We start from the raw sequence: 16,755 nt of genomic DNA on the forward strand, positions 1-16,755 counted from the left end.
TTGCTGATATTTTTGTATCAGAAAAGTTCCTAAAATAACGGCTCCATATCTGCTAACCCTTTTAGATTCCACTCTAGTAATTTATCATGGATGCGCCACATAAAGGCATTTTCCCATGGATAATGTAATCGAACCCAAAAGTTTTGAAATGGTGTGTCATTGAAGAATACAGCTTGTCGTGGCAAATTAAATAGATTCTGTCCTGGCTCTACATTCCCTGCTTGTACTGTAAAAGCCATACGATACCCACTTTCTTCTGCTATCCTATCTATATCTTTATTGGAAAACCCACCTGGATACGCAATGTAACGAACAGGATGCTTCATACGATCTTCTAACACCGCTTTTGAGCCAATCAATTCATCACGTGCTTGGTCTAGGGACATACTTCGCAAGTCTTTATGATTCACCGTATGGCTTTGGATATCGATTCCATTAGCTTGCATTTCTTTCAACTGTTCTACATTGACAAAGCGACTTTCACCAAATGCACTAGTAATCATAAACAAGGTAGCTTTCATATTGTATTCTTTTAAAATAGGGAATGCGTACTTATAGTTATCAATATAGCCATCATCAAATGTAATGAGAACTGGTTTATCAGGTAATTCCGTTCCCTTTGTCATGTAATCATATAACTCATCCATAGTAATTGTATGATATCCCTCATCATGGAGATATTGCATTTGTTTCTTAAACTCTTCTGGGGGAACCACCAAAGAATGACGTATACCTGTATCGATTCGATGATAATTTAAAACTGGTACACCTACAGCTTTGTAATCCCAAGATCGCTGATACTGTATTCCTAAATATATACCGATGACCACAATTAGCCCTAGTATACCTAAAATAATTCGTTTCACATTAACCTCACGTGTCAGTAACTTTACTTAATACATAAAAATTAAAATAGCGATGTAAATCTATCCTTATTATAGTACCACACTTCGCTAAACTTATCAGTTATTTTTCATAAGTTTGACATATAGTAATAGAATTATTCATCATATTTCCTTTTATTATTATACTTTTTTTGCATTAATTTTATGATTTTTTTCATTATAATATTGGTATGTATACATCATGCATTATTATCTATATGCCACTATCTACTCATTTCTCTACATTCTATAGAATTTATAGCATCATTGTTTACAATTAATCTATTTTTTATTACATTTAGAATCTATGAAAAGAGCGCATACAAAGCACTATAGTGCCAAAAATCACTATGACGAAGCCCCCTATTTCATGCTATGATAAAGGCATAAGTTTTATCTAATGTGCTTCTTATTCCAAAGGGGGTTGTACTATGAAAGGTCTTATCGACTTGAGTCTAGTCAATGGAATCTGGACATTAAAACTGTCCATGATTCAAACGGTGGCATTAGCTATTGTCACATTGTATTTAGGGGAATTTATCAAAAAACATTCTCCATTCTTACAGCGTGTGAGCATGCCTGCACCAGCCGTAGGTGGTTTACCATTTGCATTCTTATGTGCATTCTTATCCTATTATAAAATCGTAAACATTACCTTCGATGGTGCTTTACAATCATTCTTAATGCTAGCTTTCTTTACCACTATCGGTCTTATGGCAAGTCTAAACGTACTTAAAAAAGGTGGCGTCGCTATTATCTTCTTCTGGATTGTGTGTACTATCTGGATTGTCTTCCAAAATGGCGCTGGCATCTTAATTGCGAAAGCTATGGGTATTGAACCAATCTTTGGTATTATGGCTGGTTCCGTTTCTATGATGGGTGGTCTTGGTACAGCTGGTGCCTTCGGTCCTCACTTTGAAGAATTAACAGGTATCCCTGGCGTGGCTTCCGCTGCTATCGCAGCCGCTACCTTCGGTATGGTGGCTGGTACATTATTAGGTGCTCCTGTAGGTGACCGTATCATCAAAATGCACAATGTCCCTACTCCAGTAGATCATCCTGAATTATTAGAAGCTGACGGTATTGATATTAATGAATCCGATAGTGAAAGTAAATTATTCGATTTACATTCCTTGATGCATGTCATTGCTTTCGTAGGTATTTCTCTTGGTCTCGGTACACTTGTGAGTGCCCTTCTATCTTCCGTATTTGGTCCATTACCAGCTTACATCGGGGCAATGATCGTCGGTGCATGTATCCGAAATTATGCTGACTTCACTGGTCATATTACAATCAACAGTGCTGCACTAGATGCTGTTTCTAATGTTTCCTTAAGTATCTTCGTTACAATGGCAATCAACAGCTTGAAATTAGCACAATTAGTAGATTTAGCATTACCATTAATGGCAATCCTAGCTGCACAAATGGTGTTGATTACTATCTTCGCATACTTAATCTACTGGTTGTTCAAACGCAACTACGATTCCGTTATGTTAGGTGCTGGTGCTATTGGTTTCGGCTTAGGTGCTACACCAAATGCTTTAGTAAACATGTTGTCCTTGGCTTCTAAATACGGTCCATCTCCAAAAGCATGGTTAGTCGTATCCTTAGTAGGTGCCTTCCTCATCGACTTTACTAACGCATTCTTAATCACATTTATGGCAAAATTGATTTAATCAATTCTCCCATATACTACCCTAAACGAAAAAGGATTCTACAACCTCTGTTGTGGAATCCTTTTTTAATATTGTACTTATGTATTCTTTTGCTCCAATTCATACCAAGCATTGCCGATGAGAGCAAATTCATCTAATGTAAATGTCTCTCCACGACGTGATCCATCAATATTAGCTTTTGCCAAAATAGCTTCGATGGCTTCTTTGTTCAGTCCAGTGGTCTTCATTGTGTTGCTGAACGTCTTACGCCGTTGTGCAAAGCCTGCTTTCACAGCACGGAAGAAATACGCTTCACTATGGACTTTCACAGGTGGTTCACTGCGCAATGGACAACAAATCACGGCACTAGTCACCTCAGGCGCCGGCAAAAACGCTTTAGGTGGCACATCCATGACAATATATGGGTCTGTATAATACTGCACCGCCACCGATAAAGCGCCATACATTTTTGTACCTGGCTTAGCAATCATACGCTCTGCCACTTCTTTTTGCACCATTACCACTAATCGTTCAATAGGTAATTTAGATTCCAGTAAAGACATAATAATTGGTGTCGTAATATAGTATGGTAAATTCGCTACTACCTTGAACGGTTTATGATCCATTAATTCTGGGATATTGACTTTTAAAACATCCCCATGAATGATGCGTACATTATCGTATGCCTCTAAGGTCGTGTCTAAGACCTCTAACAAACGTCTATCTAGCTCTACAGAGGTAACATTAGCCCCACTTTGTGCCAAACCTTGTGTTAAGGTACCAATCCCAGGACCTACCTCTAACACTGCATCGCCTACTTCTAATTCCGCAGCCTGCACAATCTTATCCACCACAGTGCGCTTAATCAAAAAGTTTTGCCCTAATTTTTTACTCATTTGAATGCCAAAACGTTTACATATATAATGTACAACCTCTGGACTTGCAATGACTGATTCTATCATGTATTCTCCTACTGTATTTCTTCTTCTGAAAGTGCCTTCAAAAAGGCTTCACGGCTAATACCGTAATGATTTAATCGATACAAAAACTGCTTCCCATTCCCATAGCCTATACCCAGCTTAGCACCTATACGAGCCCTCATAGCAGCACTGCTAGGGCCTCCACTCAAATCATGTTGTACTAAATCTTGCATCGTAAACAACTCTGAAGATTCCATAGATTCTATGTGAAGCACTTCTAAGGCCTTACGGATGGATTCAGGGCTTGCCTGCTCAATCCCAATATCATCATTGGCATAGGCTTCTTCACGTGGTACAAAGGCATGCTGAGCCAAAGGGAATCGCTTCGTCAAAAAACGACGAATCCGTTCACCTGCATAATCTGGGTCCGTCAGAATAATGATCCCTCTCTTTTCATAGGCATCCTTAATCCGACTGAGCACAGGCTTACGCAAATTAAACCCTTCCGTAGCAATACACTCCACCTCTAAGGCTTGTTGCACCCGTTGAATATCTGATTTTCCCTCAACCACCAAGACCTGTTTTAACATAAGCTCCTCCACAATATAATATTCTATTATTATACCATACATCGAAACCTATGGCATGCTCTAACAAATCACACTACAGCTAACAACAAACCACACATAGCCCAAAATTGCCAAATAACGCTGCTCCGAGACGAACGCAATTAGACGTAGTAGTCTATGGCGTTTTACTTTTAAATGTTAAACATACAGAAGAGCACGGCATGCTATACTACAAATAAAAACTTGCAATATAGCCATTAACTATCCTCCTGAGGAACGCAGTTACGAGTAGAACGTCTTGTGGTACTTTATCCTCATACATGCACATGCAAAAGACCGCAATATACCTCCGAAGAAACATTATGAAATACCGTTTCTGAGGGGGTGTATTGCGGTCTACTCTTTATCCATTTATCCACAAACTGCCACAAGACAGAATATCATTGCAAGTGACAATTCATTATGAAATACCGTTTGCGAAGGAATGTGCCGTGTTCTTTTATTGCACTATACAGAAATATCTGAACATGACATGATGAATAAAATATATTGCGGTCTACCCTTATAGACTTTTACAATAGAACGCCATAGATACATAGACTAAGAAGAAAGGATATACACATCTACTGTGCGTCGTCCAAATTGCATAGCAGATCCATAGTCTTCTAACACTACATCAATACGATTTCCAACAATGTCTCCACCTGTATCGGCAGCAATGGCCTCACCATATCCAGGTATATATACTCGTGTTCCTAAAGGAATCACATTAGGATCTACAGCTACTACTCCATGACGAGCACGAATACCTGTGGCAGTAATACCATCTCCACCACCATCTGTTGGCAAGTATGCTGTAGCCTCCATTGTAATGACTTCTCTCACACGATCATAAGAACGTGAGACTTCTACTTCTCGAGTACCAACTTGAACCACTTTTGGTTGCATTGGAGTAATCGTTTTACGTTGTAATTCTTTTGTGTCTATCACATCGCCTTGCTTATAGTGAATTTCTTCTTCCACTTCATCAAGTCCTACTGTACCCTCTTGTAAAACTTTTTCTTCACCTTTTGGTAAAGTATCTACTCGTTCATATTGTACCACTACTGGCACTTCTACTGTTCGTGTTTCTATCTTCGTAGTTTGGAATCCATGATTCCACATAAAGCCTGAGACTGTAACAAAGACTACTAGTAACAGTGTGAGCATAAGCACTGCTTTTTGCTTTTTCTGTATTAATTGATTTGTCATCTATTACCTCCATGGTTGGCATTCTACCATAGATGGATAGATAAAGTCAAACATACGCTCCAAAAACGCCTATTAAAGCCATTTTTTAGTATATTATTTATTTAAAAATGAATTCTCTCTTCATTTTTAGTCCACTGTATAAGGACATTTTATTTTGATTAATTCAGCTATTAATCATGCTCAAATATTCTCATTTTGATAATTACTGAATTATCTATAGTTTTAACATATAATAGGCTCTTAACTGACACCCATCAGAAAGTATGTGTATAACTATATCCATAAGCATCATATAGCATACAATCTATGATTAGGTTGTATATATTGTATTTTTAAAATAGCCCTGTTCTATTGATAATGCAAAATTGATATGATACGCATTTTACTAATACCCCATTCCTAAAAATCATAATTTGTCCATAGTACATTTAAAAAATTAGCCATAAATTTCACGAATCGTGTTATTTACAGCTAATTTCATCAATTATATCTTATTTTACTGCTATCATGGACTATTTATTCACTACATTTTCACGCATATAGACATCCTTTGAGTACCTTTCATAATCTTTTAAAACATGGTATATACTTATATCTAATATGCTGCAAAGTATTTCCAGTCCTATGCCTTTACTTAGCATGATCAGTACTGTCAAATTCTAAAATTGGCTCCCACACGCCTAATGCGGCTATACCTTCTGTTGTCTCCATATCCTTAGGATTCAGAAATGAAAGTTGGGCACATACCTTATCTTCTTTAGCAATGACCTTACGATAAGAACCATCAGCTCGCATGACATGGGCTTTTTGATTATCCGCTAAGTAAACTTCTAAAATGTGTTGTAATTCTTTCTGTAAAGCCATATCTTCTACAGGAACCATTAATTCCACTCGATCATTTAAATTCCGTGGCATCCAATCAGCACTAGAAATATAATAGGGACTCTCGCTATGATTCTTAAAGTATAAAATACGATGATGTTCTAAGAATCGCCCCACAATGGATCGCACAGTAATATTGTCACTAACCCCCTCAATCCCCGGTCTAAGGGTACATATACCACGAACGATGAGATCAATCTTGACCCCCTTACAAGAAGCTTCGTATAACTTAGCAATGATTTCTTTATCTAGTAAAGAGTTCATCTTTGCAATGATATGCCCGCCCTTACCTTGTTCTACAGCACGAATTTCTCCCTCAATCAAATCCATTAAAGACGATCGCAAAGTCAATGGAGCTACAATAAGATGCTGCCACTGCTGTGATTCTGCATATCCAGAGATGGTATTAAAGAATAGGGAACTATCATCTGCATAGGACTCACGACAGGTCAATAAGCCACAGTCTGTATAATATTTAGCAGTCTTCCCATTATAATTGCCTGTAGCAAAATGCATATATCGGCGTAGTACATCGCCTTCTTTACGGACCACCATAGTAATTTTGGAATGCGTCTTAAGCCCTCTTAAGCCATAAATAACATGACAGCCAGCTTTTTCTAAACGCCGTGCCATAATAATATTATTTCTTCATCAAAGCGAGCTTTAACTTCCATCAACACGGTAACTTGTTTGCCTAGCTCTGCTGCTTTCACCAACGCTGCTACGATGGGAGAATCCCCACTGACACGATACAAGGTTTGCTTGATAGCCAGTACATCAGGGTCTACAGCTGCTCTAGCCACAAACTCTTCCACCACGGAAAAAGAATCAAATGGATGGTGCAAGAGTCTATCTTTTTCGCGGATATAATCAAAGATAGCTGAAGTCCCTCGCTCCGTTACGCAAGGAAGTTCTCGTCGTGTAAAAGCAGGATATCGCAAATGGTCGTAGCCAGGTAAATTACAAAACTCACCAAAGGAGGCTACGTCTAAGATTCCTTCTGCTATATAAACGGCTTCTTTTTTTGCCTGCAATCCTTGCAAAACAAATTCCAATAACTGTGGATCGTAATGTTCACATACTTCCACACGTACCACTTCACCACGACGACGCCGTCGAAGAGATTTTTCAATCTCCCGCAGTAAATCCGTTGCTTCTTCTTCGATGTCTAAATCCGCATCACGTGTGACACGGAAGGTGGTAAAGGAATCGATATGATGACCCACAAAGAAATCTTCACAATAATAGTTGATGACATCTTCTAACATAACGAAGTGACGATGCACATCATTCGGTACTTCAATAATTCGATTCAATACAGAGGGAATTGGCAAAATAGCCATCTTCTCTTGATCTTTATCATGGATAGGGTGAATCTTCACCACCGAGTTTAATGTTTTATTCACCAAGAATGGAAAGGGATGGCTCGCATCCACAGCTAGTGGCGTAACGACGGGAAAGATATGAGTGCGAAAATATTGGTATAACCAATGTAATTCACTTTCTTTCAAATCTTTAACTTTGACAAAGTGTAAACCTTCTTTTTGTAATCGTTTTAGAATATCGTAAAAGTACATATATTGCAAAGATACTAATTTTTTTGTAGCCTCACTGATGGCTTTTAATTGTGCTTTGGCATCCATATGGGCGGCATCGTATTTAATGATGCCACTCTGCTCTTGATGACGGAGTCCAGATACGCGAATCATAAAAAATTCATCTAGGTTAGAGCTGCCAATAGTCAGAAATCGTAGTTTTTCCATGAGTGGATTACTTCTGTCGATAGATTCTTGCAAGACTCGTTGGTTGAACTTCAGCCAAGACAATTCACGATTAAAATAATACTTTGGATTATCAAAGTCTTTCATAGTATCACTCCTAACGAACTTTCCAATGTATCACTAATTCACGTTTAAATTCTTTCTTACACTGCTTTTTTAATTTTTCGATAGCCATCTCCATCATAGGAATATGGCTTAATTCTTTCACCTCAACATGCATATCTATTTGTTTATCTGTAATATACGTTTGAAAGGAACGTATGGTACGTTCATGACTTTCTTCAAAAGCTTCTGCTAAGGCTAAGGGAAAGGACAATTTTTGTATCATCTCTCGATCCCCTTCTTTTAGTACGGAGAGATACGGAGACTGCTTAATAAATTTACTGTTTGCTCCATGAGAATAGGATGCAATAAAAGCACTGAGTAATTGTTCTCGATGAGATAATCCATAGAGGTTACTATTAATAATCATATATGCACTATGTCTTGCATGGCTGTAATAGTTAATTTGTTTTCCTAAATCATGGAGCAAAGAGGCCACTTTCAAGATTAATTTCAAGCGATCTCCCTCAGGCATTAGTTCTTTCCATTGTTTATAAATCTGTTTTGCCAATTTCGCAATGTATAGAGAATGGTCCACATCGTGAGGTGTGAAAGAACGCAGCACATTCAAAGTAGAGTGGGTCACAATATCATCTACAACGCCATTTTTTTGAAGACATGGTAGTCCATATTTCTCTTCTGAATAGTTGGCTCCATAATACTGAAAGAATAGCCCTTCCCGCAAGCCACAACCGCTGACAATCATAGACGATGCCCTTGTATACTCCATCAATTCCATAATAATGGCCATACCTGCTACGATGATATCAGCCCGTTCTGCAGATAACCCAGAAATCTTTTTCCGTTCCTCCCACGGTGTTTCTTTCACCCGATGAAACAAAGCCTCCATACCTGCTTTTTTTACCTTGTAATTGTGCAATTTAGGGATAGGATAATTTTTCTCCCGTTGGTCCATTTTGGCAATATTTCGGGCTGTCCCCCCAATTCCAATAAGAGGTAATTTGGTATGTTTCAACCAACTTTCACCATGCAATACCTCTTGGATATAACGCACCATAGCTTCGTATTCGGCACTTGTAAACTCATGACCCGATTTAAATTGTCCTGTCATCACAAGAGCCCCCATAGGAAGGCTAACAGATTTTTTTAATTGTCGATTTTCAATTAAGCTAATTTCTATACTAGCTCCACCAAGGTCAAATACAATAAAATCATCTAATCCTATGGTATTGACAACGCCTAAAAATCCTAAATATGCCTCTTCCTCTCCACTAATGGCACGTAAAGGAATCCCTGTTTCTGCATATACACGACGAATAAAGCTATTACCATTTGTGGCCAATCGCACAGCCGCTGTAGCAATACCTTGAATCTCTGTAACTCCCATAGCCTTTGCCATATGCGACAAGGCTTTCAATGTTTTAATGGCCCGTTCCATAGCAGGTTTTGTCAACATTTGATGAGTCCACATACCCTCACTGAGGCGAATGGACTCCTTCTGTTGATATACCAAGCGATAACTGCCTGAATCTGTAATTTCTGAAATGACAAACCGTACTGAGTTTGATCCTAAATCTATTAATGCTACTCGTTTCATAGGCCTCCTATGTACACAGAAAGGCACTTTCCGTATATGCTACTATGAAAGTGCCTTTCTCATTCTATATTACTCAATACCAAAACAACGCTTACCATTCTCTAAGGCAATAGCAGCTAGTTCTTCTACATCCATACCACGCAATTGAGCAATTTCTTGAGCCACAAATTGTGTTTTAGATGGATCATTGCGACGCCCTCTAAATGGAGGTGGCGTCAAATAGGGGGAATCTGTTTCGATGAGCAAACGGTCCAATGGAATGTGCTTCGCTACTTCTTTTAGATTCGTAGATTTAGGGAATACTACAGGTCCTGCAAAGGAAATATAATAGCCCATTTTAATAAATTCTTTTGCCATTTCTAAACTGGTAGAAAAACAATGGAAGACCCCATAATTGCCTTTCCCATGTTCTACTAGCATATCTCGAATAGCCCCGTGCGCATCACGATCATGGATAATAATCGGTAAATCCACTTCTCTCGCAATGGCTAATTGGCGTTTGAAAGACTCTGCTTGCACATCTCTATCAGAAAAATCATAGTAATAGTCTAAACCGATTTCGCCAATGGCTTTTACTTTAGGATGGGACGCCATTTGTTTAAACCATGCATAGTCTTCTTCTGTGGCATCTTTAGATTCATGTGGATGCACACCTACCGCTGCATAGACACGGTCATACTGTTCAGCCAAAGCAATGGCAGACTCTGCTGTTTGACGATCCACAGCAGGGCACATAATATACTCTACGCCTTGGTCAAAACAGTCTTGAATCATCTGGTCCCGATCATTATCAAATCGTTCATCATTGATATGCGCATGTGTATCAAACAATCGCATTATCTCACCACACTTCCTGGAGTTAAGGATTCAATATTGGTTACTTCTAATTGATCCTCTTCATTAGAAGCGGATAAAATCATACCTTCTGACATATGGCCCATGATTTTTTTCGGCGCTAAGTTTGCCAAATAAATCACTTTTTTACCAATTAAGTCTTCTGGTTTGTAGAATTGAGAGATACCGCTCACTACGGTACGTGTTTCAATGCCTAAATCTAAGGTAAACAACAACAATTTTTTAGATTTTTTTACAGCTTCGCAAGTCAATACTTTCGCTACCCGTAAATCTAATTTTGCAAAATCATCGTATTCGATGGCCTCTTTAATCGGTGGAATATTGCTAGTATCTACCGCTTCCTCAGTGGATTCTTCTGCAGCTTCTGGCGCCACTTCTACCATTTCAGGAATTTCAAAACGTGGGTAGATTGGATCTCCTTTTACTACTTTTGTACCAGTCGGAAGAGCCCCAAATGTGCGTACATCATCTAGCATAGCTTGTGCAAACCCTTGTAAACCAAGTTGTTCCCAAATTTTAGGAGCCCCTGTTGGAATCACAGGATCCACTAAGACAGCGATAATACGCAAGGATTCTGCCAAATGATACATGACAGCTTCTAAGCGTTCTACATCGCCTTCATTAGCCCCTTTTGCCAGTACCCAAGGCATCGTTTCATCGATGTATTTATTCGTACGACCGATAAAAGCCCACACCGCTTTGAAGGCTTTGTTGTACTGCATATCTTCCATCAATTGTTCGTAGTCTTTTACGGTTTGCTCAGCTAGAGCAATTAAATCCTTGTCAACATCTTCTGTTGGCGCATGTTTTGTAATGATACCACCATGATATTTTTCAATCATTGCTACGGTACGATTCAACAAGTTACCTAGGTCATTGGACAAGTCTGCATTGATTTTCGTAATAAAGTTAGGCAAGCTAAAATTACCGTCATTGCCCAAATGCACTTCATTCACCAAGAAATAGCGCAACGCATCAGAACCGTAAGTATCAATCAATGGAATTGGGTCGATCACATTGCCTAAGGATTTACTCATTTTTGTGCCATCCACTACAAGCCAGCCGTGACCATATACTTTTTTCGGCAATGGCAAGCCAAGACTCATGAGCATAATCGGCCAAATGATCGTATGGAAACGAACGATTTCTTTCCCTACTAAATGCAAGTCTGCAGGCCAGTACGTTTCAAATAAATCACTGTTTTCATCCAATGGGTTTAGTGCAGAAATATAGTTAATCAACGCATCAAACCATACGTACATAACATGTTTTTCATCAAATGGTACTGGAATGCCCCAGTTAAAGCTAGTACGCGATACTGCCAAATCTTCTAGGCCTTGTTTCACGAATTGAATCATCTCATTACGACGAGATTCTGGTTGAATAAAATAAGGATTTTCTTCAATAAATTTAAACCATTGATCAGCGTATTTATTCATGCGGAAGAAATAACTCTCTTCTTGTACTACTTCTAATGGACGACCGCAATCAGGACATGTTTTTTCTGGACCTAATTTAGATTCTGGCCAGAATGTTTCGCATGGTACGCAGTATAAACCTTCGTATGAAGATTTGTAAATATCTCCATTATCGAATGCTTTTTGGAATAAATGTTGGCAATATTTGATATGTCTTTCATCGGTAGTTCTAATAAAATCATCATGAGAAATATTCAATTTTTCCCACAAATGTTTAAATCCATCAACAATTTGCGTCGTGTACTCTAAAGGAGTAATGCCCATCGATTCCGCCATACGTTGGATTTTTTGTCCATGCTCATCAGACCCCGTTAAGAAACGCACATCATAGCCAGCTCTGCGTTTGAAACGAGCAATTGTATCAGCAATGGACGTACAGTATGTATGCCCAATATGTAATTTCGCACTTGGATAATAAATTGGTGTCGTAATATAATACGGCTTCTTAGTCATCTGTTCTCTCCTTACTATACCATTCAATTTCATTATATATATCGCGCCGTGAAAGGCCACGTTCTTTTGCAATTTGACGGGCTGCCTCTTTTTTGGGCACCCCTTCTTCGATTAAGGCTAAGGCTGCCTCTAGTGGTGAAAGCACGACTTCCTCCACCTTCGTTTCATCTGTCACAGTCTCCTTGCCACCCACCAAGAGGACAAATTCCCCTTTTTCTACGATTTGACTGAAATCATTTCGTAACACTAGCAAGGTAGTTCGTGAAAAAGTTTCAAACTTTTTCGTCAGTTCACGACCTACTGTGATAGGGCGATTCCCCAGTCCTTCGTATAAGTTTTGGATAGTTTCTTCTATACGATGGGGAGCTTCATAGAAAATCAGCGTTCCTTCGTAGGTAGCAATCCGTGATAACACCTCTTTTACATTCTGCTTTCGTTTCGGCAGAAAACCTATGAAGTGAAATTCCTTTGTGTTTTGCCCCGATGCGATAAGCGCCGTTAAACCTGCATTCGCACCTGGTAAAGGAACAATGGGTATTCCCACCTCGATAGCCTCTTTCACCAAATCTTCACCGGGATCAGAAATAGCAGGCATCCCCGCATCACTCACAAGCCCTACTGATTGACCTTCTAATAGGCGTCCAATCAATTCTATACCTTTGTCCACCTTATTATGCTCGTGATAGGATATCATAGGCTTTACAATATTAAAATGTTGTAATAATACCCCTGTATGACGCGTATCTTCCGCTGCTACCACATCTACTCCTTGTAATGTACGCACAGCCCGATAGGTCATATCTTCTAAGTTCCCAATGGGTGTGGGAATTAAAAATAATGTCCCTTTATGACTACTCATAATATGCTTGTACCTCATCTGAATAGGAACCATCCACTGCGTAAATATATAAAGGTGGTTCAACCATCATGCCTAGTTTTCCACCATATTTTAATTCTAATAATACTAACTTGCTCACTTTATCTTGGTTACCATGAACAAAGCGCATTCGTTTTACCCTAAATTGAGTCTGTTCTATAGCACTCAATAAGGATTCTAACCGTGGGGTTGTATAAATCATCCACAGTGTGCCGCCAAATTTTAAATACCGTTGAGCTTGTAACAATCTATCTTTCATAGAGTGTTGTTGTTCATGTAAGGCTAATGCTATACTTTCTTCTTGTGATAGAAGTCCACTATTCGATTCAAAATAGGGCGGATTCATGTAGATACCATCAAACTGACCATAATACGGTTTGCCAGCATCGGTCATGTAATCTAGCTCCACCATAGATACAGCATCTGCAATATCATTATGAATCACACTTTTCTGAGCTAACTCAATCACAGAGGAATTACAATCTACCCCCATTACATGACGAGCTCCACGATGATACAATACATGAGGAATCACTCCTGTGCCTGTACCTAATTCTAAATAGTTCTTATTGGGTTTTGCCTCTCCAAAATGAGCGAGCAAAATAGCATCAATAGAAAACTTAAACTCTTTTTCGTCTTGAAACAACTGAAACCCACTTAGTAATAATTCTGTGATTGTAATATTACTCTTCATCCGGCAATGCCACTTCCGACCAATGTAAGTCGATAGTTCGTCCCGCTTCTAATTGTACTTTTACTGTCTTTTTCATAGTATTGATTTTTAAGACTTTTCCTAACCCTTCATCGGTAACTACTTCTTTACCAATACCAGGTGGCTCTGCTACAGGAGCTGGTTGTTTTACTTTTTGCGAATACAAGTCTCCTCCTTTTAGGTAGGAGTCATTTTCATAGTTCAAACAACACATCAAGCGACCACAAATGCCAGAAATTTTTGTTGGATTTAAGCTCAAATTTTGATCTTTCGCCATACGAATAGATACAGACGCAAAATCGCCTAAGAAATTAGCACAACATAATGGACGTCCACAAGCACCAATTCCATTTAATACTTTTGCTTCATCGCGCACACCAACCTGTCGCAATTCAATGCGCGTACGGAATACATTGGCCAAATCTTTTACTAATTCTCGGAAGTCAATTCGACCTTCTGCAGTAAAGAAAAATACAATTTTATTCATATCAAATGTGTATTCCACATTGATTAATTTCATAGGCAATCCACGATAAGCGATTTTTTCTAGTCCAATCTCAAAAGCTTTTTCTTCTCGCTCTCTATTTTTCTCCACTTGTTTAAAATCTTTTGGCGTGGCTTTACGCGTCACTTCTTTCAGCGGTTGCACCACGCTATCTTTCGATACTTTCCGTGGCCCAATTACGACTTCCCCAAATTCCAAACCACGAGAGGTTTCTACTATGACACCATCTCCTGTCGTAAGGGTTACAAACCCTGGGCTAAAGTAGTAGATTTTGCCAGCTTTTTTAAAGCGTACTCCTACTATAGTAACCACTATATATCCTCCTTCACAGCCTCCCTTAAGGCTAATATAACTCCATCTATAACAAGGCCTAAGCGCACATTAAGGCGCAACGCCTGTTCTGCTTCTAATGTAATGGGCACAATTCGTTGCAAAGATTTTGATGACCATCGTGGTAAAATCATTTGCATTCGGAATTGATATTCACTTAATATCATCTTTTCACTCTCTGTACCATACCGCAAGGCTAACATATCTCTTGCTAACACACGTAACCAGCTCAATATATCGAGTACCACTTCTTTTGAAAGTCCCTCAAAGGATAGAGCTAAGGTAGTAAAGAAATGACTTCTTTCTACTACGCATTCTAGTACTTCCATAGCCTTTTCTAAACTTTCAATACCACCAGCCTGCGCCCACTGACGAGCTAATGTTGGATTTCCACGAGCACTTCGCACAGCACGTCGAATATCTCCTGTATACCCTTCTTTAGTTAAGGATTGCACCAATTCCTCTTCTGGCACTGGTTGCATACCAATGAGCATACATCTTGACACGATGGTGGGTAGTACATTGTCAATATTGGTAGTGATAATGATAAAATGCATATTCCGTGGTGGTTCTTCAATCGTTTTTAGCATCGCATTCGCTAAGACAGTATTGGCTGTCTGAAAACCTTCTACGATAACCACCCGCGGTGTATCACTAGATACATTGATATACTTCTCTAATAAGGTATACCATTGTTCCACACTGAGCTGTGTTTTCATAGGGCGAATCCAAAAGGCTTGACCTTGATCAATATAGATTGGCAATCCTTTATCTTTGACTGCGCTCTCACTTTCACCAGACTCAATGCGTTGTTGCTCTATAGTGGATAAAAAAGTTCGTCCTTCATCAGGAGAAAAAATCTGACGTCCCACTAATAGGGACCCAATGGCGATGGCCATGGATGTCGACTCTAAACCTGTTTCTCCGTAGAGCAGTAAGCTATGGGGCAAAGCAGAATCTCGGATTAATGTAGTAATTTGTTCTTTCACTTGGTGTTGACCAAGTACAGTTTCAAAAAATGACATACATCCTCCTTTACCTCATAAGACTACCCTTTATTATAGCATGTTATGGCAATAAATACACGAATAAAAGAAGAAACACCTCATGGTTTCAGCAAAATATTTGCACTCCATGTGGTGTTTCTATCATATCCTTTTTTGAACGTGTGTCGTACCATAACAGACTATCCATGATTATACTATTCACACTAGTGAATAGGTACGACACATTTTATTAGCTAGGGACTAGCCTTTACATATATATTGTTTTGCAATACTATACACTTCCTCATGAATGTCATCAATAGTGCGCAACTGATTGCTTTCATTCTTGCAGTGCACACGGTGCCAATCATAGGCATTCACCAACATATCATAAGCATCATGAACCGCCGTCAAATGAGAGGCGTCCTGTTCATGTATATCACCCGTATTGCCACCGGTTTTGCCTGTGCGTTCTGCTAACAACGCTTTGGACAACGATAGTGGCATATCTAATAGAATCACTGCATCAGGTCTTGGTAACCCATATAAATCGTACTCTAATTGATCAAGCCATTGTAAAAACGTATTTCGTTCTTTTTTATCAGTGTACTTTATCATTTGATGCACCATATTCGATGTAGTATACCGATCGGCAATAATGATGCCACCTTCTTCGTAAAAGCGTTGCCAATCTTGGCGATACGATGCAAATCGGTCTATGGCATAGAGCGTACTAGCCACATAGGCATTCACTGAGTTCGCCTCTTTTCCAAAGTCTCCTCGCAAGTACATTTTAATTGGTTCTGCTGCTGGACTATCGTAATTAGGAAAACTTACAGACCGTACTGGGTATCCTTCTGCTTTTAGTCGTTCCAATAATTTTGCTGTCTGCGTGGCCTTACCACTGCCGTCGCCGCCTTCAATAATAATTAATTGTCCCATATGAATCTCCTTATG

The 16,755-nt window shown here is 39.1% G+C and carries 14 protein-coding genes and 1 pseudogene; 1 reads left to right on the top strand and 14 read right to left on the bottom strand.

The annotated features are described in order from the left end of the window. Nucleotides 1-29 precede the first annotated feature (29 nt). A complete protein-coding gene (locus HMPREF9200_RS06580; RefSeq protein ID WP_009372212.1) occupies nt 30-866 on the bottom strand; it encodes a polysaccharide deacetylase family protein in 837 nt (278 codons plus the stop codon). A gap of 449 nt (nt 867-1,315) precedes the next feature. Between HMPREF9200_RS06580 and HMPREF9200_RS06585 the strand changes: the two genes are divergently transcribed. Further along, nucleotides 1,316-2,560 (top strand): sodium/glutamate symporter, encoded by a 1,245-nt coding sequence (locus tag HMPREF9200_RS06585; protein WP_009372238.1) that lies wholly within the window; start codon nt 1,316-1,318, stop codon nt 2,558-2,560. Nucleotides 2,561-2,637: 77 nt separating this feature from the next. On the opposite strand, the gene rsmA is transcribed toward HMPREF9200_RS06585, so the two are convergent. The 13 genes and pseudogenes from rsmA to HMPREF9200_RS06645 form a co-directional block, all read right to left on the bottom strand. Further along, nucleotides 2,638-3,501 carry a 16S rRNA (adenine(1518)-N(6)/adenine(1519)-N(6))-dimethyltransferase RsmA gene (gene rsmA / locus HMPREF9200_RS06590; RefSeq protein ID WP_009372210.1) on the bottom strand — a complete coding sequence of 288 codons (864 nt, stop codon included), beginning with the start codon at nt 3,499-3,501 and terminating at the stop codon, nt 2,638-2,640. A gap of 8 nt (nt 3,502-3,509) precedes the next feature. Then, a complete protein-coding gene (gene rnmV, locus HMPREF9200_RS06595; RefSeq protein ID WP_009372195.1) occupies nt 3,510-4,049 on the bottom strand; it encodes a ribonuclease M5 in 540 nt (179 codons plus the stop codon). A gap of 579 nt (nt 4,050-4,628) precedes the next feature. Beyond that, entirely contained in the window at nt 4,629-5,279 is a 651-nt protein-coding gene (locus HMPREF9200_RS06600) for a G5 and 3D domain-containing protein (protein WP_009372246.1), read from the bottom strand. 630 nt (nt 5,280-5,909) lie between these two features. Beyond that, nucleotides 5,910-6,491: a hypothetical protein gene (locus HMPREF9200_RS09045; protein ID WP_369688083.1), complete on the bottom strand. Its 582-nt coding sequence runs from the start codon at nt 6,489-6,491 to the stop codon at nt 5,910-5,912. Between the two features lie 114 nt (nt 6,492-6,605). After that, nucleotides 6,606-8,029 (bottom strand): annotated as a pseudogene (gene ppk1, locus HMPREF9200_RS09050) (polyphosphate kinase 1); the annotation flags it as partial. Nucleotides 8,030-8,039: 10 nt separating this feature from the next. Beyond that, complete coding sequence (locus HMPREF9200_RS06610; RefSeq protein ID WP_009372160.1) at nt 8,040-9,602, bottom strand: Ppx/GppA phosphatase family protein; 1,563 nt, start codon at nt 9,600-9,602, stop codon at nt 8,040-8,042. Between the two features lie 69 nt (nt 9,603-9,671). Then, nucleotides 9,672-10,439 (bottom strand): TatD family hydrolase, encoded by a 768-nt coding sequence (locus HMPREF9200_RS06615; RefSeq protein WP_009372192.1) that lies wholly within the window; start codon nt 10,437-10,439, stop codon nt 9,672-9,674. After that, complete coding sequence (metG, locus tag HMPREF9200_RS06620) at nt 10,439-12,388, bottom strand: methionine--tRNA ligase (protein WP_009372178.1); 1,950 nt, start codon at nt 12,386-12,388, stop codon at nt 10,439-10,441. The genes HMPREF9200_RS06615 and metG overlap by 1 nt, the downstream gene beginning before the upstream one ends. After that, on the bottom strand, nt 12,381-13,247 hold the full coding sequence (gene rsmI / locus HMPREF9200_RS06625) for a 16S rRNA (cytidine(1402)-2'-O)-methyltransferase (protein WP_009354007.1): 867 nt from the start codon (nt 13,245-13,247) through the stop codon (nt 12,381-12,383). Before rsmI ends, metG begins: the two co-directional genes overlap by 8 nt. Next, on the bottom strand, nt 13,240-13,959 hold the full coding sequence (locus tag HMPREF9200_RS06630; protein ID WP_009354000.1) for a tRNA1(Val) (adenine(37)-N6)-methyltransferase: 720 nt from the start codon (nt 13,957-13,959) through the stop codon (nt 13,240-13,242). The genes rsmI and HMPREF9200_RS06630 overlap by 8 nt, the downstream gene beginning before the upstream one ends. Next, nucleotides 13,949-14,794 carry a stage 0 sporulation family protein gene (locus HMPREF9200_RS06635; RefSeq protein WP_009372216.1) on the bottom strand — a complete coding sequence of 282 codons (846 nt, stop codon included), beginning with the start codon at nt 14,792-14,794 and terminating at the stop codon, nt 13,949-13,951. Before HMPREF9200_RS06635 ends, HMPREF9200_RS06630 begins: the two co-directional genes overlap by 11 nt. After that, nucleotides 14,794-15,837, bottom strand: a complete 1,044-nt coding sequence (locus HMPREF9200_RS06640; protein WP_009354006.1) for a hypothetical protein — start codon at nt 15,835-15,837, stop codon at nt 14,794-14,796. Before HMPREF9200_RS06640 ends, HMPREF9200_RS06635 begins: the two co-directional genes overlap by 1 nt. Nucleotides 15,838-16,059: 222 nt before the next feature. Then, a complete protein-coding gene (locus HMPREF9200_RS06645) occupies nt 16,060-16,740 on the bottom strand; it encodes a thymidylate kinase (RefSeq protein WP_009372148.1) in 681 nt (226 codons plus the stop codon). Nucleotides 16,741-16,755 lie beyond the last annotated feature (15 nt).

The sequence above is a fragment of the Veillonella sp. oral taxon 780 str. F0422 genome, from assembly GCF_000221605.1.
GTDB lineage: Bacteria > Bacillota > Negativicutes > Veillonellales > Veillonellaceae > F0422.